This is a genomic window from Nostoc sp. LEGE 12454 (assembly GCF_056620565.1).
The window spans coordinates 20,058-42,934 of sequence record NZ_JBWQXL010000015.1 but is presented as its reverse complement, the minus strand read 5'-3'; the positions used below and the strand labels follow the sequence as shown (position 1 = coordinate 42,934).

The window sequence follows — 22,877 nt, the reverse complement described above, 5'->3', positions numbered from 1 at the left end:
TTTCGTAGGGTGTGTTATGCCGTAGGCTAACGCACCGAAACACCGGATGGTAAGCTACGTACTTAAGCTAGATTTAGATCCCCGATTTCTTGAAGAAGTCGGGGATTTGATCAATGAAAACAGACTCGTTAACGGAGATAAAAGCCTCGTTAACGGAGCTAAAATACTCGTTAACGGAGCTAAAATACTCGTTAACGGAGCTAAAATACTCGTTAACGGAGCTAAAATACTCGTTGACGGAGATAAAATACTCGTTGACGGAGATAAAATACTCGTTAACGGAGATAAAATACTCGTTGACGGAGATAAAATACTCGTTAACGGAGATAAAAGCCTCGTTAACGGAGATAAAATACTCGTTGACGGAGTTCAGAGGCTCATTAAGTAGGTAAACAAAAATATTTACAGTAATTGCGATCGCACCCTTCGCAAAGCATATCGTAGAGAAGTAGTTTTAGGGGTTGCGATCGCATTATTTTGCTTCACTGCATTTGCAATGACATTGTGTAATTAATTATGTTGCCTACTTATTAGACTAAGATTTGAATCCCAGGCGGGTAATATAGCCGATGCAGATTACCTAAATTACTGAAACCAATGGGAAACAAAAGCAACCATTCTCCTGAATCAAGGCTGACGATTCCCCCGCAAGTATTCCAGATTTTCACGAATGGTTATTGTATTGGGATGATTTACCCCCAACTGTTGTTCAGCAATCGCCAAAGCTTGGATGTACAAAGGTTCGGCTTCGCCGTACCTTCCTTGTGAATCGTAGAGTCCTGCCAAATTGTTCAAGCTAATTGCTACATCTGGGTGTTTATCCCCCAGTAGGCGTTTTGTCATTGTCAAAGCTTGGATGTACAAAGGCTCGGCATCGCCATACCTTCCCTGTGAATCGTAGAGTCCTGCCAAATTGTTTAAGTCAATTGCCACATCTGGGTGTTCATCCCCCAGTAGGCGTTTGTCTATCTCCAAAGCTTGGATGTACAAAGGTTCGGCTTCACTGTACCTTTCCTCTGAACGGTAGAGTTCTGCCAAATTGTTCAGGCTAGTTGCTACATTTGGGTGTTCATCCCCCAGTAGGCGTTTTCTCATCGTCAAAACTTGGATGTACAAAGGTTCGGCTTCACTGTACCTTCCTTGTGAACGGTAAAGTTCTGCCAAATTGTTCAGGTCAATTGCCACATCTGGGTGTTCATCCCCCAGTAGGCGTTTGTCTATCTCCAAAGCTTGGATGTACAAAGGTTCAGCTTCGCTGTACCTTCCCTGTGAACGGTAGAGTTCTGCCAAATTGTTCAGGCTAGTTGCTACATTTGGGTGTTCATCTCCCAGTAGGCGTTTGTCTATCTCCAAAGCTTGGATGTACAAAGGTTCGGCTTCGCTGTACCTTCCCTGTGAATCGTAGAGTCCTGCCAAATTGTTCAGGTCAATTGCCACATCTGGGTGTTTATCCCCCAGTAGGCGTTTGTCTATCTCCAAAGCTTGGATGTACAAAGGTTCGGCTTCGCTGTACTTTCCCTGTAAACGGTAGAGTTCTGCCAAATTGTTCAGGCTATTTGCTACATTTAGGTGTTCATCCCCCAGTATGCGTTTTCTCATCGTCAAAGCTTGGATATACAAAGGTTCAGCTTCGCTGTACCTTCCCTGTGAACTATAGAGTCCTGCCAAATTGTTTAGGCTATTTGCTACATTTGGGTATTCCTCTCCAAAGCGTTTTCTTGTGGCTAATAAACTTTGTTCATACCAAGTTAAAACTTCCCCGTACCAAAGTAAAACTTGCTCGTCAGTCCTTTGTCCTGCGTAAGATTTACCTAAGCCAACAACAGCCGAAATTAAATCTTCATTGCTGATCCAATCTTGATCAACTGTGGTAACTTCTGCAAGGTGAGGGATGGCAAGGTTTGCTTGAGCAATTTCTTTCAATGTGGGTGTCTGAGGAATATTTCGCGCTATGGCTACCATTGCCTGACAAAAGCCGCGCTTGAGTTGATCTGCTTCAGTAAACTCTTCTAACTTATGCTGTAATAATTCCTGAATGCTTTCGTGAACTTGGTAAGTGTCATCTGCCAATTCTTGCAGCAAATAATGCTCAACTAAAACAATGCAATTAGCTTTCAGGTCAAATTCCAAAGAGCTAGCACTTGCTGCTGATTCTACCAAAGACCAAGGGATAGGAGCCAAAGCAAACAAACTCAACAGACAAGCTAATTTTTGCGCTTCTGGTTCTAAACATTGCCAATTCAGCTCAAAAGCTGCTACTACACCAGACTCGCCTGTTAATGCTTGCTTCTGTAGCCGTGCGAGGATATCTGCTAGCATAATACTCTCCCTGGCTCTCGGCATTGTGCTGCTATTTGGTAAAGTCCAATAGGTACATAACCCACAAACCTGCAAAGTCCTTGAGCAAACTCTAATTCCTTCTCAACTCTATCTTTTCCCAGCAGGGTTGTTAATAATTCTAATGCTCCATCTGCTGACAATTTATCTAACGGCAGTGATGGATATGTTAACCCTGTGTTTTGACGAGTGGTAATTAAAACCTTAAACCGAGAACCTTTAGGTGGTAGATAGGGTTGAATTTGCTTCCAGTCTTTGACATCATCAAACACTAATAAAACTTTGCTTGGTTGCCAATTCTTCCAGCAATAAGCAACTTGACCTGCTAGGCTTAAACCATCTGGTGGATTAAAGTTAGGTAAATTCACAACTCCAAACTCTACTAACTGGGTTCCCAAATCAATACCTTGGGGATTTAACCAACAACATCCGCCAGAATAATCTTCCAAATATTGCCATGAGTATTGAATAGCTAACTCTGTTTTACCAACCCCGCCTTGTCCAGTCACATCGCTAATTACCACAACATCATTTGCTTGTAATAGCTGACGCAATTGTTCTATTTGTTCATCCCTCCCAACAAATTTACGAGCTTGACTCTGTTGAATATTATGCGGGATATCAAACGGGTTGAAATGAGATTTTTCAATATCTCCATTCCAACTGCGGGAATAAAAATAAGTCGGCAGTTGTTTTTTATCTAAACTGCTAAATCGCTGCTTAACTGCCTCAGTCACTTCCCTCATATTCGGCGGAAAATTCCCATTAGCTGCGGCAAAAGCCTCTCTTACAGCTTGAGAAAAGTAACCTGTTTTATTTTCAGAATTTACCTCAGCTTTTTCTCCTTCCCGCGTAGCCAGTAACACAAATTGTTGACTATCTTTATGTGGCTGTCCATTCAAAAAAACTTTGCCACCTAAATTAGTTGGTCTCCCCTTCGACTCTAAAACATAATTGGCACAGGCATCAATAATACAAATATGATTACGAATCTGAAATTTATCGGAACCCAACAAAACTAATAAAGAATTAAAATCTAAATTCTGCCAATTCTGTTTATTAGCATCAGCACAAAGCAACCGACGCTCTCGTTCTGAGGTAATCAAACCATGTCCCGCCCAAAAAATGTAGAGTAAATCCCCCGACTTTGGGGATAAAAAGTTAGTCACAATGTCGGAGATATTTTGCTCTGTTGCTAACTCTACAGTTAACCCACATTCCCCAATTAACTGATGATTTTCTTCCAGTGCTGATAAACATAACCGGATATTTTCTTTCGGTACACCGTGCAGATGCAGCCAACGAGCAAATTTCAGCGCGTCATCGGCTGGCCCCCCTCCAGTTACATTCCAAGCAGTTTCGTGGTACTTTTCAATACCCACAATTAAGCCAAATGTCCGCTCAGGTTTAGCCATCAACTGCATAATGTTGCACCAAGCCCCGGCGAATGGAATTCGCGGCTACACAAACGAAGTCCGCCTGCGCGGACTAATGGAAAATTAAGGCTTTCAAACCCGCGTAGGCGGGTTTTGTCTGTGTAGACGCGGTTTCTAACCGCCGATTTCCGCCTTTTGGAAGAGAGTTTTTCTAGATACCGTAAAAAGTAAACCATTATGGCAACCTCGAAATAATCGCCTCCCAGGTTTTGGCATTTGTCCAATAAGCACCGTGGGAACGGGGAAATGGTTGTCTGCTATCCACTACCACATCCTGCACTCTATCAGGGAAAATTCTATTACCCACGTAACTAAGAAAATCCCGTAAATCGTAGATATTCAACCATTGCGGGAAATGCTCTGGTAATAACTGCCCATATTCTAAGCTGTAGAGAGCGTTAATCTCATATAAAAATGGTGCTTGGGAACCAACTGTTACCAATAATTCCACCTGAGACAACTGCTGCTGCACTAGCAAATCTACACAAGCGATACCTCCCAAACTATGGGCGATTAAAACCACTGGCGGTTCTGCTTGGGCAATTTGTTCTTGGATAAACGCCCTGATCTTTTCACCCCGCGTCTGATACAACAAAATATCACCAGGCATAGGCGAAATTTTATCAGTTAACTCAAGGCGGTTTCCTCTGACATAATTTGTTCCGCCGTGCTGTGCTAGTGCAACAAATGGCTTTAATAACCAGCCACCCAATCCTAACTCCGCCTCTGTCAAAGCCAGAGTCAGCAATTCGACAACTTTATCGCGCAATTGGGCATCGGTGAGTATGGGGGGAAATTTTTCTTGCAGTTCGCTAATAAACATTGCTTGAGCCACAACTGCTCTAGCTATTGGTGCATAATATTCACTCAAATCAGATTCGGAAACTGTGAGCAACGCCCGTTCATACGGTTCACTGTGGATAACCGCCTCTCGTGCTGGCTCAAATACCTCTGCAATTCCCGCCTCTTGCAACTTAGCTTCCAGTTGAGAAGCCGGAGTGAGACTCGCTACACGAGATTGTAAAACATCCCCTGGTTCTTCCCCAAAGGGATTTCCTGACTCAATCGGTTTCAAGGACAACAGCCGCAATTCATACAGAGGATCGCGGTATAATTGCCCCCACAATACAATATCTGCATCTTCTTCTCTTTGAGATAAAGCCAGTGTTGCATCTTCCAAGGGTACTGATGCCCGATTATCATTGAACTTTGCACCTAATACACCCCAAAGGCAGGGAGCAACTTTGATATCAGGACGTTGGGCGTGAATCTTTTGCTCAATTATCTGAAAGGTTTCGTTGTATTCTCGTTCCCTAATGCCTGTGCCATGTACAAATATTACGGTAGTCAAGTCGCTTCGCTCCAATTAAAAATTAAAAATTATTAATTAAAAATTGCAATATGTTCTCTACAAGACGCTGCGCGAACATGGGAGAGGTTTCCTCCTGCCTCACCTCGGCTGCGCTCGGCGACCACCTGCCTGGTTGTTGAGCGTAGTCGAAACACTGCCTCCTGCCCCCTTCATTCACTTGGTTTATTAAAAACTTCTAAAATCTGTCGGCAAATATGTTTGAGCTTATCCTCGATTTCATCAGAAGGCGAAGATACGCCGACAACACTCCAGTTTTCTACCGTAGAAAGTCGCCACGCTTCACCGCGATGATCGAATCCAGCTACCTCCACACCGATCGCACGCCGGGAATTATTGATGGGATCTTGATAAAATCGGATTTGAATTAAAATACTACGACTTCGCCAAGATTTGCTGATACCAGGAAAGTGAAAGCCAATATCTATAGAATCTGGATCGATTAACTCCCTAGTTTCCGGGTCATTTTTCCAGGGTTTGAGATCGGATTTGGCATCAGGAAACTCGAATTTGAACAAATTAACCACTGTGGCAATGTTGTTGGCGAGTTCAAGGTTCGTTGCCTGTTCAGCTGCGTTCACTAAAAAACACTCCTATAATTGCGTCGGCATCTTCGGGGATGTGAAGACAGAAAAACCGCCAGAAGGCTTATATTATTGGTGTTACAGCTTATCAAGACCTTTGAGATTTAGCAACTCTAAATCAGACTTCCCTAACAATCGTTGTTACTAACAGATGTGAAAAATAGCTTCTTTTTGGGACTGTCTAACACCTATTAAGTAATTGTACTTAAAATTTCCTAAAAAGCAGATAAAACTCTGCCCTTTGGATCAAATATCCAAATTTTCTGCAAAATCCTTGGCAGACAAGAACGAAAAATTGCACTAGCGACGATCTAAAATGACACTGTTAATCGGCAAACAAAAAGCAATTAAGTTCATTGTCATGGCGCGTCAACGCTCGATTTTTTCCTTTGTTCTAGTATTATTGGCCACATTCCTCATGAGTTGTGGCGGCCCTAGTGCTTCAGTAACACCTCCAACTTACACACCTACTCAACTTGAAAGAATTCAGGCTTATGTTCCTGAAATTCAGGCTGTGCGCGATCGCTCAGATGAGTTGAAAACCCTGATCCAAAAAGGTGATTGGATCAATGTGCGTAACTTTATACACGGGCCCATAACAGAAGCAAGGCTGCACTTGACTTATGTCACTTCCAACCTTCTGCCCAAAGACCAACCCGCAGCCCGTCAGATAACGCGAGATTTGTTTAACGACCTGGTTAAACTTGATAAAGCTACTAGTGCTAGCAATCCTCTAGTGGCCTTGAATCAATCCCAAGCTGCTTTCGCAGATATTGACAAATTCCTCAATCTGCTTCCTAAAAAAGAAGAAGGTTAAAAGTACAGACGCGATTATCGTGTCTGTATAGGAGTTAGGAGTTGGAAATTTTTAACTCCTCACTCCTAATTTCTCACTTAAAGCACAAGTAATGAATGTAGTAATTATCGGTTGTGGTGTCGTTGGGGCTGCGATCGCTTACGAACTGAGTCTAGTAAAAGGGCTGAAAATTACAGTTTGCGATCGCCAACCACCAGCCCAAGCTTCCACGGGCGCTGCACTTGGCGTTTTGATGGGCGTAATCAGCCAAAAAATCAAGGGCAAAGCTTGGCAGATGCGACAAACTAGCATCCAACGCTATGAAACTTTGATTCCCGAATTAGAAGCTTTAACAGGTCGCAAAATCCCTTTTAATCGTCAGGGAATTCTCATGCTTTTGTCTGATTCTTCCCTAGAGGGGATGTCAGCATGGGAAAAACTTGTAGAAGTTCGCCACTCTCAAAGCTGGCATTTAGAAATTTGGGACACGGCTAAACTCCAGAATATTTGTCCTCAAATTAATAACGAAAAAATTACTGGCGCTGTCTATTCTCCCCAAGACCGCCAGATCGATCCAACTGCCCTCACATTAGCTTTAGTTGAGGCTGCCCAGCAAAATGGTGTAACTTTCAAATTTGGCGTGACTGTTTTGGATGCCCCAATCTCAACACCTGAATTTTGCGATCAACTTGAGACTACAGAAGGAAAAATAACCGCTGATTGGTTTGTAATTGCAGCAGGATTAGGTTCAACACCCCTAACAGCAAAATTAAATCAGATAATTGATATCCGCCCCGTACTTGGGCAAGCGCTGCAAATGCGTGTAGGGCATCCATTAGGTAATCCCGACTTCCAGCCAGCGATAACGGGTAACGATGTCCATATTGTTCCTGTGGGCGGTGGAGATTATTGGGTAGGCGCAACAGTGGAATTTCCCAGCAATGGCGATGAGATACCGCCAAATCAAGAACTGCTGGAATCTGTTAGAGAACAAGCGATCGGATTTTGTCCAGAATTAGCCACAGCAACTATTCTCCGCACTTGGTCAGGGTTACGTCCCCGCCCTGAAGGTCGCCCAGCCCCAGTTATTGGTAAGTTACCAGGTTTTAGTAACGTCCTCCTAGCCACCGGACACTATCGCAACGGCGTTTTATTAGCACCCGCTACAGCTTATGCGATTCGTGAGATGATTATTTCTCAGGGAATGGGGGGATGAGGGAGCAGCACTTCGGCTACGCTCAGTGACCAAGGAGCAGGAGAAGAATAACAAACAACTCAATGCCCAATTCCCACTTGCCCTGAGCGACTTGTACTGAGCGTAGTCGAAGTAAGCCGAAGGGATGCCCAATATAGGAAAATAACGTGTCAATAACAGAACATAAAATCAATGTAGATTCACTGGAATGGTTTTATCGAGAATCTTTACCAATCGGCAGAAGTGACTTAGCGCCTGTGGTGTTGCTACACGGCTTAGTTTCACAAAGTTATAGTTGGCGTCATATTATACCTGCGTTGGCGAATCAGGGGACAAGAGCGATCGCTCCTGATTGGATTGGTTACGGCTTTTCTGCCAAACCAGAAAAACGAGATTTTGCTTACACTCCCGATGCTTTTATCACAGCTTTAGAAGGATTTATTAAAGCCTTAGAACTCGAACATTTTTCTTTAGTTGTCCAAGGCTTTTTAGGTTCCGTAGGACTACAATATGCTTTGCGTCATCCAGAACAAATTGCTAATTTAGCTATTTTAAATACACCCATTTCAACGGCTGCTAAATTACCCTGGAAAATTAAACAAATGGGTTTACCTTTAGCAGGTGAAGTCATGACCCAAGACCCCTTATTAGTCGATCGGACGCTAGAAGGCGGAAGCCGTTATCGCATAGGAGATAAGGATTTAGATATTTATCGAAAACCCTTTTTAAAAAGTTCTTCATCTGGTCGAAGTCTCTTAGCAAGTATTCGCAATTTACAGCTTGATTCTGCAATGACAGAAATACAATCTGGCTTTAAAGAATGGCAACAACCAATTCTGATTCAATGGGGTATGATTGACCCTTGGCTACCTGTAGACATTGCCGAAAACTTTGCCAATTCCGTACCAAACACTGAATTAATAAAACTTAATAACGTCGGACATTATCCTCAAGAACACTACCACGAAGCGATTTTGGAAGACCTTTTACCCTTTGTGCGTCGTAAAGATGCTCATTGAGAATATAGCTCTGGCAAAAATCGATATTATAAAAATGAATGTCAGAATTCAGGAGTCAGAATTCAGAATCAATTAGTCGAGGATTCCAAATCACTACTAAATGGAAGATGAAGTGGCTAAATTGAAATATTCTTTATTATTAAGATTCCATCCTTTCACGGTTGGAGGATTATGAATTCTGACTCCTTTTTATTACCATTAAAAATGGATCGCAACCAGAAGTAAAGGAGATTATGATTCATGGCTTATTCATGGTTTAAAGCTTTTCATATTGTCGGATTTGTAGTTTGGTTCGCTGGTTTATTTTACTTAGTACGTCTTTTTATCTATCACGTTGAAGCGAACGAAGAACCTGAACCAGCACGAACGATACTGAAAAATCAGTATCAAATTATGGAAAAGCGCCTTTACTCTATCATCACTAATCCAGGAATGTTCGTGACGATCGCAATGGCCATCGGTTTATTAACCACTGAACCGGACGTTTTAAAAGAGGGTTGGTTGCATATCAAACTTCTGTTTGTGGCGATTTTAATTGGCTATCATCATTACTGCGCTCGGTTGATGAAGAAATTAGCAGTAGATGAGTGTCGCTGGAGTGGTCAGCAATTACGTGCTTTAAATGAAGCGCCTACAGTTATGTTAGTAGCGATCGTTTTGCTGGCTGTGTTTAAAAATAATTTACCTACAGATATCGCTGCTTGGGCTATTTTCGCCATGATTATTTTGATGGCAGTCACTATTCAACTTTACGCCAAAAAACGCAGGCTGGATAAAGAGAAATTGACGGCACAAATAGGGCAACCACAAGAACAAAGTTAGACAAAGTAAGGTAGCACAGTCGTGCTACCTTACTAAACGTTGCATCACAACAATAAATGCTACCAATTAACCATTACCTCATCCTGGAAACGTTTACAGTAAATCATCCCCAGGAATTACGGTACTGTAGAAAACATATTTGCGATTAGCGACATAACGTCGGTCTTGTTTAATAATTGCCATAAACTCTCTATGTCCCTCACGGCTACGTCCCACTAAACAACCCGCGCTAGCAAGGCGAATATCATTTTGGGGAAAATCAAAGCCGTAGTGTTGATTCACATAAAAATTATCACCTGTATCAAGTTTGTCGCCAGTCCGTTTAAAATCTTTGTTGAAATCTCTACAAACAGTTATATCTCCAACTTGCACTAACGCTTCATGAGGTTCGGCGGTGCCGTGAGTACCAACAGCCCAAGCTTTGTATTGTCCAAACTGAATCCTAGCTGCTCCTTTGGAATTCATCGGATTGTAAGTGTAGTACCTCCCTGGTTCTGTTGTAGCTTCCCAGTGATCTACGATTTTGGGAACACCATTTACTACTTCAATGACAATGCGGCGATCGTTAAATTGATTGGGTGTATCACTGTTGAGAGTCCAGTCTCCATTGATACCCTCTACATAAACAATATTGTATTCTTTGGGATTGGTAAATACTTGATAACCTTTGGCTAACATATATTTCACAATCTTACTAGCGATGTCATTGCCTAGTTTTAAAGGGGGTTTAGGAAGATCGTCTATTTTAGTTTCAATTAGCTTTTTGGCTGTGACTGCTCCTAAAAACCCACTCTCTTCAGTCTTTGTTAATTCTTGAAATTTTTTGATAGCGATCGCAGAAACAGGGCCAAATTTCCCATCGGCTGGAGGTTCTAGCAAACCTAAGCCGATTAACAGTACCTGAATCTGACGAGCCAAGTCTGCATCTTCTGCGATCGCATCAAACGACCATTTTTCCTCTTTTCCCAAGAAATCTTGTAGTTTCATTATGCACCTGCTTTCATTTACTGAGTTCTAAGTATAAACATCATTTTTAAAACTGATGTCGTCTAAAACTATACTACAACCTCAAATATGATGTCATCTGGAGACTGCGATCGCACGCGCATTGCCTGAATGCAATACTTCATACAGGCTACATTATTAATTAGCTCAATTTCCTGCTGCGCGTCCAAGCAGCAACTCGTCGTCAGGCATCGCCTCTGTAAAACCCGAAATGACTAACGAAGAACTGCTGCAAATTATTGAAGAAGCTACTAGAGACAAAGCAACAATATTAAACCTATCTGGCAAAAACTTAACAAAGTTACCAGCAGAGATTGGTCAACTCATAAATCTCAGCAGGCTTTACCTTTACTCCAATCAACTGACGACGCTACCACCAGAGATTGGCCAACTCACCAACCTCAATAAGCTTTACCTTGGCTACAATGAACTAACGATACTGCCAGCAGAGATTAGTCAACTTATTAACCTCAGTGAGCTTGACCTAAGCAATAATAAACTGACGACGCTACCAGCAGAGATTGGTCAACTCATCAACCTCAGTGAGCTTGACCTAAGCAATAATAAACTGACGACGCTGCCAGCAGAGATTGGTCAACTCATCAACCTCAGTGGGCTTAAGCTCCACTACAATCAACTAGCGACGCTGCCAGCAGAGATTGGTCAACTCATCAACCTCAGTGGACTTGACCTAAGCAATAATAAACTGATGACACTGCCAACAGAGATTGGTCTACTCACCAACCTCTACCTGCTTTGGTTGTATTTTAATCAACTGACGACGCTGCCAGTAGAGATTGGTCAACTCGCCAACCTCAAAATGCTTCATCTCAGCTACAATCAACTGACAACGCTGCCAGCAGAGATTGGTCAACTCATAGAACTCAGTGTTCTTAACCTCAGTAACAATCAACTGACGAGACTGCAAGTAGAAATTGGTCAACTCCTCAACCTCAAATGGCTTGACCTCAGCAATAATCAACTAACAAAGCTACCGGCAGAGATTGGTCAACTCTCAAACCTCAGTGAGCTTGACCTCAGCAATAATCAACTAACAAAGTTACCAGAAGAGATTGGTCAACTCTCAAACCTCAGTGAGCTTGACCTTAACAACAACCCACTGATGAGGCTGACACCAGAAATTGGTCAACTTACTAAATTAGAAGAACTCAAGCTTAGTAATAGTAGATTAGAAACTTTGCCTGTAGAAATATGGAAACTCACCAACTTGACTCTACTTGACCTACGTGATGGACGAATAAAAATGTTGCCTGATGGGATTGAGCAGCTTTTTGAACTAAGCAGATTAAACCTTCGCAACAATCTTCTAGACACACTACCTAAAGAAATCTGGCAACTTACTAAGCTCAAAAGATTAGACCTAAGAGGTAACAAACTTCCTATTCCACCTGAAATTTTAGGAGTAGCGGATCTCCGCAGAAATCCTGGCGATCCATCTACGATACTCAACTATTTTTTCCAACTTCAGAAAGAAGAGAAAAAGCCTCTCAATGAAGCCAAAATGCTACTAGTTGGTCAAGGTAGTGTTGGTAAAACCTCTCTTGTTAAACGGCTAATCGATAATTACTACAATCCCCACGAACGCAAGACTGAAGGCATCAATATCAGAAACTGGCAGATTCCTGTCAACAATCAGTTAATCCGGCTCAACGTGTGGGACTTTGGTGGACAAGAAATCATGCACGCCACCCACCAGTTCTTTCTTACTAAACGTAGTCTTTATCTGCTAGTGCTTGATTCTCGCGTAGATGAACTGCAAAACAAACTAGAATACTGGCTCAAGATTATTCAGAGTTTTAGCAATGATTCACCTATTTTGATTGTTGGCAACAAGATTGACCAACATCCCCTCGACATCGATCAGCGCGGCCTGTGCCAGAAATATCCCGCTATTAAAGGCATCATGTCTATATCCTGTCAGACTGGGGAAGGTATAGAGCAATTGCAGTCAGCTATTACTAACCAAATTGCCAACTTAGATCACATTCACGACCCATTACCCCAAAGCTGGTTCCAGGTCAAAACCCGCTTGGAACAGATGCAACAGGACTACATCCCCTATAGTGAATACGAAAGTCTGTCTCAGGAGGAGCAAGTCAGCGATTCATTAAGCCAAACTACCCTGATTGAACTTTTGCATCAACTTGGTATTGTTCTAAATTTCCGGGATGATCCGCGTTTGGCAGAAATGGGAGTTTTAAATCCAGAATGGGTAACGAACGGAGTTTACAAGATCCTCAATGACAATCGCCTGATGACTGAATTTCGGGGTATTCTGGATCGCACTCAACTTAACCGGATTTTAGATAACTCCCGCTATCCTGGCAATAAGCCACTATTCATCATCGATATGATGCGGAAGTTTGAACTCTGCTTTCCGCTAGAGGATGGCAACGGCGATCGCTTTCTCATCCCCGACTTGTTGCCTAAAGAAGAACCCGCCACGGGCGATTGGGAAAGTGGTTTGGCATTCCAGTATCATTACAGCGTCCTCCCCAACAGTATTATCTCCCGCTTTATTGTACGGATGCACCATAACAGCGATCGCCAGACTTGGTGGCGTAGCGGCATTGTTCTCAAACACCTTGGTAATCGGGCACTTGTCAAAAGCGATCAGGAAGACCGCAAAATCTTCATCACTATCAGCGGTTCACCTTCCACTCGCCGAGAATTACTAGCAATGATCCGTTCTCAGTTTGATGCCATCCACCAAACTATTAAAGGGTTGCTACCAGAAGAGAAAGTACCGATTCCGGGACACCCAAATATTGTTGTGGACTACAAAAACCTGCTCGTTTATGAACAGAAGAACTTACCTATCATTCCCCCAGGTTTGACAGAACCATTCAATGCTCGACAACTGCTTGATGGCATTGAACTCAAGGAAGAACGACAGGAACGACAGCGTGAACAGGATCAAGAAGAAAATTGCATAGTAACTCGTCCATCTACACCAGAATTCGAGAAGGAAATTTTCATCTCTTATGCTTGGGGTGGAGAAAGTGAGCAATTTGTCAATAAACTGGATGAAACTTTCCAGTCAAAAGGAATCAAAATCATCTGGGATAAACGTGATTTAGGCTACAAAGGACTAATTAAAGCTTTCATGGAACGGATTGGACGGGGTAAATGTGCGATCGCAGTTATTAGTGATAAGTATTTAAAATCTCCCAATTGTATGTTTGAGCTAGTGCAAATTGCTAAAAACGGTGAATTTTATAATCGAATTTTCCCGATTGTGTTAGCGGATACCCAAATTTATAAACCTGTTGCAAGACTTAAATATATTAAGCATTGGGAAGACGAAATTAAAGAATTAGACGAAGGGATGAGAGAAGTTGGTGCAGCTAATTTGCAGGGATTTCGAGAAGAAATTGATCAATACACCGAGATTCGCAACACGATCGCGGAACTCACCAACCTGCTAAAAGATATGAACACGCTCACCCCTAATATTCACAGCGAATCAGACTTTGAGGAATTGCTGAATGCGATCGCACACCGTTTAGATGAGTAAAAATAGCCTATTGATTAAGCTCAGAGGCTGAGTAATGTTTCCGGTGGGCTAAACCTACGCCCTTTTAACTCGCCAATTTGTATTCTGAGGTGCAAGCTTTAAGTTCAAAAGTAAAATGATAAGGATAAAAGGTGCAACTTCGAGGGTAAAAGGTTCAACTGCGAGGATAAAAGGCACAGCTGCGGGGATAAAAGGCGCAACTTCGAGGATAAAAGGTGCAACTTCGAGGGTTAAAGGTGCATCTGCGAGGATAAAAGGCTTAAGTTCGAGGGTTAAAGGTCAAGCGATCGCTTCTGTAACTCGACAACTCATGTTCCAAGGTGCAATCTTCAAGTTCAGAGGTGGAATGGTGAAGGTTGAAAGTAAATCTTTAGCTCTCTAATTCACTTTAGAGCTTACACAGTCCAATCCTGTGTTATTAAGTTTGGAACTTTGCTGAAGTCGCTAGTGTTGCGAGTCAATAATACTAAGCTCCGGGAAAGTGCAATCGAAGCTATTCTTAAATCCATCGTGGCTATACGAACTCTTGGCGCTCGTAACCCTTCAAATATGGTTACTGCTTCAGCATCGAATGGTAAAATTGGTGCTGCCGAAAACCCCGAATGATTTCCATTAGCAGAGTATATCCCCGAACTACATTACTAGGTGTTTGAAAACGAGTAATAAAGGTATGAGCGCCAATTACTTGCTCATGGAAACTAACAATAGAAAAAGCAAAATCTGTAGCCTAATGCTGGGCAATATGAGCAGCTAATGTTAAAAACTCTGTTCCTGAGCGTCTTTGAAGAAAACTGATATGGTCAGTGTCCAGTAGATATCTCACAGTTGCTCGCCAGCCTCTTCTGTTAATATGTCAGCGTGGCGTAATGACCGACCATACTCTAAAGCTTCCAAAAATGCTGGTTCATCAGAGATTGAGCCAATAACCTTTTCTAGCCAATTACTAGAGGTAGGCGCATCAATGACTTGATGTTTGATATCTGCAACTGTTTGTTCAAGAATCGCTAAACGTTGTTCAAAATTTGCTTCATCTAACATAATTTTCTTTGAGACTTTAGTTTCAATGTTAATGCTTATCCGCGCCTGGACAACGCGGATGAGCATCGTTGTCCATCACAATAAACTAAGGTTAGATGTAGCTGTAGTTTTAGCCTGGTAAGCCTTTTTGACACCAACCCAGTTACTAGCAATTGGCATTCGCCAACCAGTTCCAAAGGCGCGATCGGTGATTTTTAAGCCGGGGGGTGCTTGTCGCCGTTTAAATTCAGCCCGCGCCACCATTTGAATTACTCTGTCTACAATCACCGCATCGTGACCGGCTGCAACAATTTGCGCTGCTGATTGGTGGTTGTGAACCAGGCGTTGCAAAATATCGTCCAAAATTTCGTAAGGTGGTAGAGAGTCTTGATCCACTTGGCCTGGTTTGAGTTCGGCGCTGGGTGCTTTAGTCAAGACGTTTTCCGGGATGATTTCATTATTGCGATTTAACCAATGGCAAAGTGAATACACGCGGGTTTTAGGTACATCTGCAATCACTGCTAACCCGCCATTCATATCGCCGTAGAGTGTACAGTAACCAACTGCCATTTCTGACTTGTTACCGGTAGATAAAAGCAGATAGCCAAATTTATTAGCGATCGCCATTAATAAATTACCGCGAATTCGGGACTGTATATTCTCCTCAGCCAGTCCAAACTCTGTACCTGCAAACAAATCGCCTAATGTTTGATCGAAGCCTTGCATTAACTCTCCAATCCGTAAAAGATTAGTTTTAATCCCCAAATTTTCGGCTAATGCCAAAGCATCGCTAATGGAATGCTCGGAACTATAAGGGGAAGGCATGAGAACACCAAGGACATTTTCTTTACCAAGTGCCGCAGTGGCGATCGCAGCTACTATGGCAGAGTCAATCCCGCCACTTAAACCCAAAACTACTTTAGAAAAGCGGCACTTACGAGCGTAATCTCGCACTCCCAAAACCAAAGCTTGCCAAATTTCTTCATCTTCCGATTCATAGACTGGTGCTATAGAACCCAACTGTAAATCACGTTGCACCTCGTCAAATTCAACTACTAATAAATCAGTATCAAAGCCACGGGCACGACACATAACTTCACCTTGACGATTCAAGGCAAAACTCCGCCCATCAAAAATTAGGTCATCATTTCCGCCAACCTGATTAGCATAAATCATCGGTTGTTGAAAACGTATTGCACTATGCCTGAGCATTGTTTCTCGAAACTGCTGTTTGCCGGCAGTGTAGGGGGAAGCAGACAAATTTACAATTAAATCTACACCCAAAATTGCTAAGTCAGCAATCGGATTGACTGCGTAACTGCGTTTGCCCCAAAATTCCTCATCGTTCCATAAATCTTCGCAAATAGTTACGCCAATATGGATATTATCTAAAGTGAAATAATTGGCTTGTAAACCTGGTTCAAAATAGCGACGTTCGTCAAATACATCGTAAGTAGGCAAAAGTCGTTTGTGAAAAACTTGCTTGACCGTGCCATTCTCTAACAAAGCCATGCTGTTAAATAAAGTTTTAGCGCCAGTAATAGACGCTTCGAGGTTCTGTTCAACAGTTCCTACCAACACAGCTAAATTTGGTGGTAAATCCTGAGCCAAGTTTTGTAAAGTGATGCCCATCGCTTCCACAAAACTAGGATTTAGTAATAAATCTCTTGGTGGATAGCCGCACAAAGAAAGTTCTGGTGTTAACAATAAACGCGCACCGCTAGATGCTGCTCGTTGTGCCGCCTCTAGAATTTTTTGGGCATTTAAAAGCAAATCACCGATAGTAGGATTAATTTGAGCGATCGCAATTTTCATATTATTTTTCATTTGTCATTGGTCATTTGTCATTTCTCAAGAGTCAAAATAGGTTACTCAGGACTTTTGACTCTGAAAAGTGATTGGTTAAATAAACACCAAAGGTTTATCTTTTAAGGGAGCAAAAGCTTCCGCGTCAAACTTATACAAACTAGCCGGACGACCAGCACCTCGTGATACCTTAATTCCGGTATCGCATAAAAAACCTAACTTGAGTAGACGCGCTCGAAAATTAGAATAATCGGAAAAGTTATCACCTAAAACTGTGGCGTATAACTGATATAAATCATTCAAGGTGAACATTTCTGGCAAGACTTCAAAAGCCACTGGGCTATACTCTAATTTATTTCGCAATCGCCTGTGTCCATAAGCCAGAATTTCATTATGGTCAAAAGCTAATTGCGGCACTTGTTTTACCGGATACCAAGCGATGCCAGTCATGCGATCGGCAATCAATTCGGCTTCTTCAAATCGCACTAGGGCAAAGTAACTAACTGATAAATAACGCACACCATAACTATCAGTTGCTTCCCGTGGATCGCGATTCGGCCCGCCAAATGTATACAGTTGTTCTAAATAGAGATTGTTGACCTTAATTTTCTCCGCCATAATGCGATAAGCGGCATCTTCTAAAGACTCTCCTGGACGTACCAAAGTACCGGGAAGACTCCAATGATTTAGAAATGGTTCTTGCTGTCGCATTACTAGTAGAACTAACAGCCGATTTTGTACAGTATCTACAGAAAAAATTACATTATCAACACCAACCTTGAAATCGGCCAAAGGTTGTTGGTTTAACGGAGTTGGTATCTTTTTTGGTGAACGTCCTGGCATTCGTACAAATGCTCTCGATTAATATAGGCAACTACAGGGGCTGTGAGGGCTTGGGGATCTCTATGTTCGCGGTACGCTGTTGAGGAAACATCTAGACCGGTCAGACTAGCGATCGCAATTTTCCCTCCCAGCTTTTGCACTACCTCTGAACTAGACTCATCTATTACATATCCGGGTCGCGGTACAATCAGTAGTTGCACTTCCTGTAACAAATCTTCAATGCGATACCAACGTGGTAGCTGACTCAGTAAATCTGAACCAACAATCAACGTCAATTCCGCGTCTTCACCCCAAGTAAGCTTGGCTTTTTCCACTGTTTCCAGCGTTCTGAAGCTACTCAATTCTTGTTCCAAAGCAATATTGTGCCGTGGTGCGTCTATATCCGCAATCAACAGTCGCAACATTGCCGCCCGATGTTCTAAGGGTGTTTGATGAGACTTAAACGGATTATCCGCCGCCCAAACCGCTACCCAATCATAACGCTCAGACAACCAACTCAGAATTTTTTGATGTCCAGCAGTTGGTGGATCGGCACTAGTTCCAAACAAAGCAACTCTCATAGTAATTCGTAATTCGTAATTCGTAATTCGTAGTTCGTAATTAAGACATACCGAAAGAGTAATTATTACCTCTGTGTACTCAGCGCCTCTGCGGTTCGTTTCTTAGTTTCTTCAGTCAACACCCGTAACCCCTCAGAAATTTCCACTTCTACAGCTACAGGACGATCCAAGAGCCGTGTTTGTTGTGGCAAACTAGCAACTGAAGCGGCGGTACGCTGACGAATTGTTGCCAACGACTCCAACGGCTGCACCCGTTCACCTTCTTGGACTACTAACTGCAACAAAGGTTCTTCGTCCAGAAGACTTTCACCTAAAAGTCCCAACCTGTCTGCTTTTACCTTTCCTCCCGTAAACGAGCGAAAAATCTGCTTGCGTCCTGGATAAGTAACTTTACCACTAGACTGTTTCATCACGGGGATGCCATCAATGTCTACAAGTTTATAAACTCCATTGACAGGCGAACCTGTAACTAGTCGCGTTCCCAATCCGTAACCATCAATTTGCGCCCCAGCAGCTTTTAATCTGGCAATTTCCCACTCATCCAAATCACCACTGGCAAAAATTGGCACACCGGGAAGGAGCGATCGCACCTGTTTTGATAAGGTAACTAAATCTCCTGAGTCCAATCTCACTCCTGTTAATTGCATTTCCCCGGAATTTACTTTTTCGGCCAAGCGCTGGGCAGCAGCAATGGTATCGTAAGTATCAATTAGTAATGGCGCACCCGGAAAATAGCGATGAAATGCACTAAAAGCTTGTTCTTCAGTGCCTTCTATTGCTGACAATGCCATCACCAAGGCGTGTGCCATCGTACCACTTGGCTTTTGTCCCAGTTGTAGCGCCGCTAACACATTGGAAGTGGAATCTAACCCACCCGCCAACGCCGCCCGCGCCGCCCACAAAGACCCTTGGGGACTAAATGCTCGTCTGGTGCCAAATTCTAAAAGTGTTGCTGATTCCCCCGCTACATCCCGCAACCGTGCTGCTTTTGTGGCAATCAAAGTCTGGTAATTAATCGTATTCAGCAGGTAAGTTTCTACTAGTTGCGCTTGCCAAAGAGGTGCTTCCACCCGCAACAATGGTTGATTGGCAAACACAGCCGTCCCTTCTGGTACTGCCCAAACATCACCCGTAAACTTTCCCTCAGCTAAAAGTGACCAAAAGCGATCGCCTGCGTGAGCAAAAATTCCCGTTGCCTGTAATGCCGCAATTTGCGCGGAACTAAAGCGGATTTTGGCTAAATATTCCAATGCTTGCGTTAGCCCCATTGCAATCAAATAACCAAAACCCTCTGGCAATCTTCTGACAGACAATTCAAAGCTTGCCCGTCGTTGTTCTATACCTTCGCCTGTGTAACAAGCTGCCATCGTCAACTGGTAAAGGTCGGTCAGCAAGCTGTAGTCATCGGCAGAAAGGTTCAGTTCCGGGTTCTGCTGGCTTTGCTGTTTATATACATAGTCCAAATCTGGCAAAGTTGTCATGCAAGAGCTTCCTTACAAGATGCTTCTTTTATTTATGGTAATATTTACCATAAATAATGTCAACTCCCTGCAAGTATATTGTCTGAGATTGCCGTAGAACAGTAGATTTATCGGTAGCTTAATACTAACTTCATCAAATACTTAATGTTTTTTAATAGTAATGGCTAGTAATAATGTTAATTATATCGGGCGGCTAATGAAGAAAAATAATATCCTGTCAGAGAAAGTTTGTTTTGCTTCGCTCTTTTCCCAAATGGGTTGAAAGAAACAACTATGTTACAATTAGAATCGAAGAGAAAAGCTTGACTTTTTGACAAGCTAAAGTATTGCAAAGTTATCTGAATAAACATTGCATATATTCTCAATATATTGAGAATATATGCAACGCTTCAATATCAGTATTAGAGTATAGGTAGCACAATTAAAGCGGCTCGAAAAAAGGAGTCCAATATTATGGCTATTTCCAACATCATTGCGAACATAACCAAGTATATTTCTGAAGCTGCAATGCGGATTTTTGGACCTAATGATGACGCTTATCCTGCTACAGGCGTACAACCTTTTACAGGTGAGCCTTACGATAAGCGTAAAGATGATAATAATTAGGTGCTGATATAGTAGGTGCTGATACGGCATGTGAAAAATATTTATGAACAAAAAGATCCCCGACTTATTGAAGAAGTCGGGGATCTGATTTTTTCGGTGGAGAACCAATCAAATAGGATTGCTATTGTTGCGTTGCGATTGACATAAACTACTTAGTAACAGATTGTCTAGCCGAAAATATTTGTTGTGCCGTTAGTTGCAAGTTAGGAAAGATTAAGGAGATAAGTCGATCGTTATTTTGAAATAATTGTTTTTGATACTCATCCTTTATGAGGTTGCAAATTGTCACCGTTGGCTGTTTGGGTTTGCCAATATATTGTCTGCCACCAATACCTAAATAATCAACAATCCAATATTCAGGAATTCCTAACAGGGCGTAGTCTTCGGCTCTACGGGCGTAATCGTTTTGCCAGTTTGTGCTGACAACTTCAGCAATCAGTTTGATTGAGTTTCCTGATATAATTACAGCTTGTTGTTGCCATAATGGTTCATTAATTAATTGAGTTTGGTCTAACACAATTACATCGAGGCGAAAAGCTGTTTCTGTTCCTAAGAGTTTGATTAGACAGCGATGGGGAATAAAGTAGCTTAGATCCTGACGCTCATTTTCTACATTTAGCTTTCGCCCAATCAATGCAGATACTTGCTCGTGTGGCCCGGTTGGTTCCATCTCAATTAATTCACCATCAATTAGTTCATAGCGATCGCACTCACCGTAATGGCTAATAAATTCATCAACGGTTAGAACTTTTGAGGCTGATTGAACCATTGTGATTATTCCCAAAAATCGTAGAGTGTACGTAAGTCCTAATATAATTCAACCCACTTACTTAAGATAAAGGCGTGAGTTTTTCCTCACGCCTTTTTATTTAAACTTTTCGATCGCCGATTGCTAAGAGTTCCAGAATCGCTCCATTTGTCCAGCCGAAACCAACTTCGTTAGAACTATATCCAAAGCAGATTTCGTCGGAAACGTTGATAGAACAGCGTTCAACATCATATTTCTCAACTAGGGTATTGTGACGCTCGAATTCTTTAACTGCCATAGCGAGAAATTTATTGGCAATGCGATCGCCTTCTGTATGATATCCATAGCGGTGAAGTCCCTGGACGGCAACTAATGTTAATGGGGCCCAGCCAAGGGGAGCATCCCACTGGTTGCCGGTGACACGAGTACTGGTAAAAATTCCGCCTGGGGCTTCAAACAAAGAGAGATTTTCTACGACGCGTTTGGCTTGAGTTGGAGAAGCAATTCCCAGCCAGAGAGGATAGAACGTGGTAGCAAATTCGTAGCGGCGGCGTTTTCCACTCTGGAAATGATAGTCGAAATATAATCCTTGTTCTTCATCCCAAAGAAATTCATCGATCCGATCGCGGCGGATATCTGCACGATCGCTCCATTGTTGTTCTAGTTCTTCGTTGCCGAAAATATGGTTAATTTTCGCTAAATCTTGTTCCACTTGATACAGGAAACTGTTGAGGCACACAGGAGCGTAGTGGAGGATATCAGCACTGAAGGGGCCAAATCGGTTGGTGATATCAAAACCGGACTCGCGCATGGTGCGATCGCTTTTGTAAAATAGATTAGTCAGTTCGTCATTTTCGCGATCGTAGTAAAGATTGACATCGTAATCTTCAACCTCAAAGGTTTGGTAATATTCCTTGACGCGATCGTAATGGCTTTTTCCCTCTTCATCTCGCTCGGAAAACAAAACTTCTGGCGCCGGGCCTTCGCCAAAGGCATAAAATCTGGATAAGCCGGTTGCAGCATTCAGATGGGGCGGTACTACCCAGTAATAATAAAATTGCTCTAATAGCGGTACGGTTGCCTTTAACCACTCTTCATCTTGGGTGTGCTGGAATAAGGCCAAAACCATCATACTCAGGACAGGGGGCTGCGATCGCGACAGCATATAAGTCCGGTTGGCGTTGAGGATGATGCCGTAATGTTGCACTTGGTACAACAATTGATCGACTTGACTTTGTGCTAGCTCTAATTCTCCATCGTGCAAAAGTCCTAGCAATATAAAGTAGCTGTCCCAGCCATACATTTCGTTGAAGCGACCACCTGGTACGACATAAGGCCCTGGTAGGTATAGTAACCCATGCTCTTTAATCGCTTCTGCTTCTGCTGGCAAAGTGCGAATTTCTAGCTGTTGCATATCTTTTGGAGATAGCGATCGCTCTAACACGGTCTGAATGTTGGGACAATCTTCTGAGGGGGAAATGTAGACAATCCAGGGAGTGTCGGTTTTATGGTCTAGTTTGGTATCCTTGGCAGATTGTAATAAGTGTTCGTGCGATCGCGTTAAAGTTTTCCACATTTTTTTGATGTGGAGACGCACAGCTTCAATCTGCGCGGTGGTAAGTGTTGGAGTCATAATTACAGAATTGTTTTTTTAACGCATAGGCGCTTCGCCTTCCCGCAGGGTAGGAACGCCAAGGGAAGCGCAGAGGAACGCT

The 22,877-nt window shown here is 42.6% G+C and carries 21 protein-coding genes; 8 read left to right on the top strand and 13 right to left on the bottom strand.

The annotated features are described in order from the left end of the window. The first annotated feature begins 46 nt into the window (after positions 1-46). On the top strand, positions 47-388 hold the full coding sequence (locus AC1F2U_RS17520; protein WP_480262260.1) for a hypothetical protein: 342 nt from the start codon (positions 47-49) through the stop codon (positions 386-388). Between the two features lie 239 nt (positions 389-627). Here the strand turns inward: AC1F2U_RS17520 and AC1F2U_RS17515 are convergent, their stop codons facing one another. From AC1F2U_RS17515 to AC1F2U_RS17495, 5 genes are all read right to left on the bottom strand, one after another. Then, on the bottom strand, positions 628-2,319 hold the full coding sequence (locus tag AC1F2U_RS17515; RefSeq protein WP_480262259.1) for a tetratricopeptide repeat protein: 1,692 nt from the start codon (positions 2,317-2,319) through the stop codon (positions 628-630). Further along, a complete protein-coding gene (locus AC1F2U_RS17510; RefSeq protein WP_480262258.1) occupies positions 2,313-3,752 on the bottom strand; it encodes a caspase family protein in 1,440 nt (479 codons plus the stop codon). The genes AC1F2U_RS17515 and AC1F2U_RS17510 overlap by 7 nt, the downstream gene beginning before the upstream one ends. Next, positions 3,752-3,949 (bottom strand): hypothetical protein, encoded by a 198-nt coding sequence (locus AC1F2U_RS17505; RefSeq protein ID WP_480262257.1) that lies wholly within the window; start codon positions 3,947-3,949, stop codon positions 3,752-3,754. Before AC1F2U_RS17505 ends, AC1F2U_RS17510 begins: the two co-directional genes overlap by 1 nt. Further along, complete coding sequence (locus AC1F2U_RS17500) at positions 3,949-5,124, bottom strand: RBBP9/YdeN family alpha/beta hydrolase (protein ID WP_480262256.1); 1,176 nt, start codon at positions 5,122-5,124, stop codon at positions 3,949-3,951. The genes AC1F2U_RS17505 and AC1F2U_RS17500 overlap by 1 nt, the downstream gene beginning before the upstream one ends. A 170-nt stretch (positions 5,125-5,294) precedes the next feature. After that, a complete protein-coding gene (locus AC1F2U_RS17495) occupies positions 5,295-5,723 on the bottom strand; it encodes a hypothetical protein (RefSeq protein WP_480262255.1) in 429 nt (142 codons plus the stop codon). Positions 5,724-6,087: 364 nt separating this feature from the next. On the opposite strand from AC1F2U_RS17495, the gene psbQ reads away from it, so the two are divergent. The 4 genes from psbQ to hemJ all read left to right on the top strand — a co-directional run bounded on the left by psbQ (position 6,088) and on the right by hemJ (position 9,558). Beyond that, on the top strand, positions 6,088-6,543 hold the full coding sequence (gene psbQ / locus AC1F2U_RS17490; RefSeq protein WP_480262333.1) for a photosystem II protein PsbQ: 456 nt from the start codon (positions 6,088-6,090) through the stop codon (positions 6,541-6,543). Positions 6,544-6,634: 91 nt separating this feature from the next. Continuing rightward, complete coding sequence (locus AC1F2U_RS17485) at positions 6,635-7,738, top strand: NAD(P)/FAD-dependent oxidoreductase (RefSeq protein WP_480262254.1); 1,104 nt, start codon at positions 6,635-6,637, stop codon at positions 7,736-7,738. Between the two features lie 146 nt (positions 7,739-7,884). Then, entirely contained in the window at positions 7,885-8,736 is an 852-nt protein-coding gene (locus tag AC1F2U_RS17480; RefSeq protein ID WP_480262253.1) for an alpha/beta fold hydrolase, read from the top strand. Positions 8,737-8,976: 240 nt separating this feature from the next. After that, positions 8,977-9,558, top strand: a complete 582-nt coding sequence (gene hemJ / locus AC1F2U_RS17475) for a protoporphyrinogen oxidase HemJ (RefSeq protein ID WP_480262252.1) — start codon at positions 8,977-8,979, stop codon at positions 9,556-9,558. A 93-nt stretch (positions 9,559-9,651) separates the two neighbouring features. On the opposite strand, the gene AC1F2U_RS17470 is transcribed toward hemJ, so the two are convergent. After that, entirely contained in the window at positions 9,652-10,545 is an 894-nt protein-coding gene (locus tag AC1F2U_RS17470; RefSeq protein ID WP_480262251.1) for a peptidoglycan-binding domain-containing protein, read from the bottom strand. Positions 10,546-10,774: 229 nt separating this feature from the next. On the opposite strand from AC1F2U_RS17470, the gene AC1F2U_RS17465 reads away from it, so the two are divergent. Together AC1F2U_RS17465 and AC1F2U_RS17460 are read left to right on the top strand one after the other, a co-directional pair. Then, on the top strand, positions 10,775-14,101 hold the full coding sequence (locus AC1F2U_RS17465; RefSeq protein WP_480262250.1) for a leucine-rich repeat domain-containing protein: 3,327 nt from the start codon (positions 10,775-10,777) through the stop codon (positions 14,099-14,101). Between the two features lie 115 nt (positions 14,102-14,216). After that, a complete protein-coding gene (locus tag AC1F2U_RS17460) occupies positions 14,217-14,483 on the top strand; it encodes a hypothetical protein (RefSeq protein WP_480262249.1) in 267 nt (88 codons plus the stop codon). Positions 14,484-14,920: 437 nt separating this feature from the next. On the opposite strand, the gene AC1F2U_RS17455 is transcribed toward AC1F2U_RS17460, so the two are convergent. The 5 genes from AC1F2U_RS17455 to AC1F2U_RS17435 form a co-directional block, all read right to left on the bottom strand. Continuing rightward, on the bottom strand, positions 14,921-15,139 hold the full coding sequence (locus AC1F2U_RS17455) for a transferase hexapeptide repeat containing protein (protein WP_480262248.1): 219 nt from the start codon (positions 15,137-15,139) through the stop codon (positions 14,921-14,923). A 75-nt stretch (positions 15,140-15,214) separates the two neighbouring features. Beyond that, a complete protein-coding gene (locus tag AC1F2U_RS17450) occupies positions 15,215-16,933 on the bottom strand; it encodes an NAD+ synthase (protein ID WP_480262332.1) in 1,719 nt (572 codons plus the stop codon). A gap of 87 nt (positions 16,934-17,020) precedes the next feature. Next, positions 17,021-17,767 carry an NUDIX hydrolase gene (locus AC1F2U_RS17445; protein WP_163929288.1) on the bottom strand — a complete coding sequence of 249 codons (747 nt, stop codon included), beginning with the start codon at positions 17,765-17,767 and terminating at the stop codon, positions 17,021-17,023. Continuing rightward, a complete protein-coding gene (locus tag AC1F2U_RS17440; protein ID WP_480262247.1) occupies positions 17,728-18,327 on the bottom strand; it encodes a nicotinate-nucleotide adenylyltransferase in 600 nt (199 codons plus the stop codon). Before AC1F2U_RS17440 ends, AC1F2U_RS17445 begins: the two co-directional genes overlap by 40 nt. Before the next feature lie 65 nt (positions 18,328-18,392). Further along, positions 18,393-19,808 (bottom strand): nicotinate phosphoribosyltransferase, encoded by a 1,416-nt coding sequence (locus AC1F2U_RS17435; RefSeq protein WP_480262246.1) that lies wholly within the window; start codon positions 19,806-19,808, stop codon positions 18,393-18,395. 453 nt (positions 19,809-20,261) lie between these two features. On the opposite strand from AC1F2U_RS17435, the gene AC1F2U_RS17430 reads away from it, so the two are divergent. Next, entirely contained in the window at positions 20,262-20,414 is a 153-nt protein-coding gene (locus AC1F2U_RS17430; RefSeq protein WP_167306193.1) for a hypothetical protein, read from the top strand. Positions 20,415-20,562: 148 nt separating this feature from the next. Here AC1F2U_RS17430 and AC1F2U_RS17425 read toward each other — a convergent pair whose 3' ends face one another. Together AC1F2U_RS17425 and AC1F2U_RS17420 are read right to left on the bottom strand one after the other, a co-directional pair. Then, positions 20,563-21,183, bottom strand: coding sequence for a Uma2 family endonuclease (locus AC1F2U_RS17425; RefSeq protein ID WP_480262245.1), 621 nt, complete (start codon positions 21,181-21,183; stop codon positions 20,563-20,565). A 100-nt stretch (positions 21,184-21,283) separates the two neighbouring features. Beyond that, entirely contained in the window at positions 21,284-22,795 is a 1,512-nt protein-coding gene (locus tag AC1F2U_RS17420) for a trehalase family glycosidase (RefSeq protein ID WP_480262244.1), read from the bottom strand. Between the last annotated feature and the right edge of the window lie 82 nt (positions 22,796-22,877).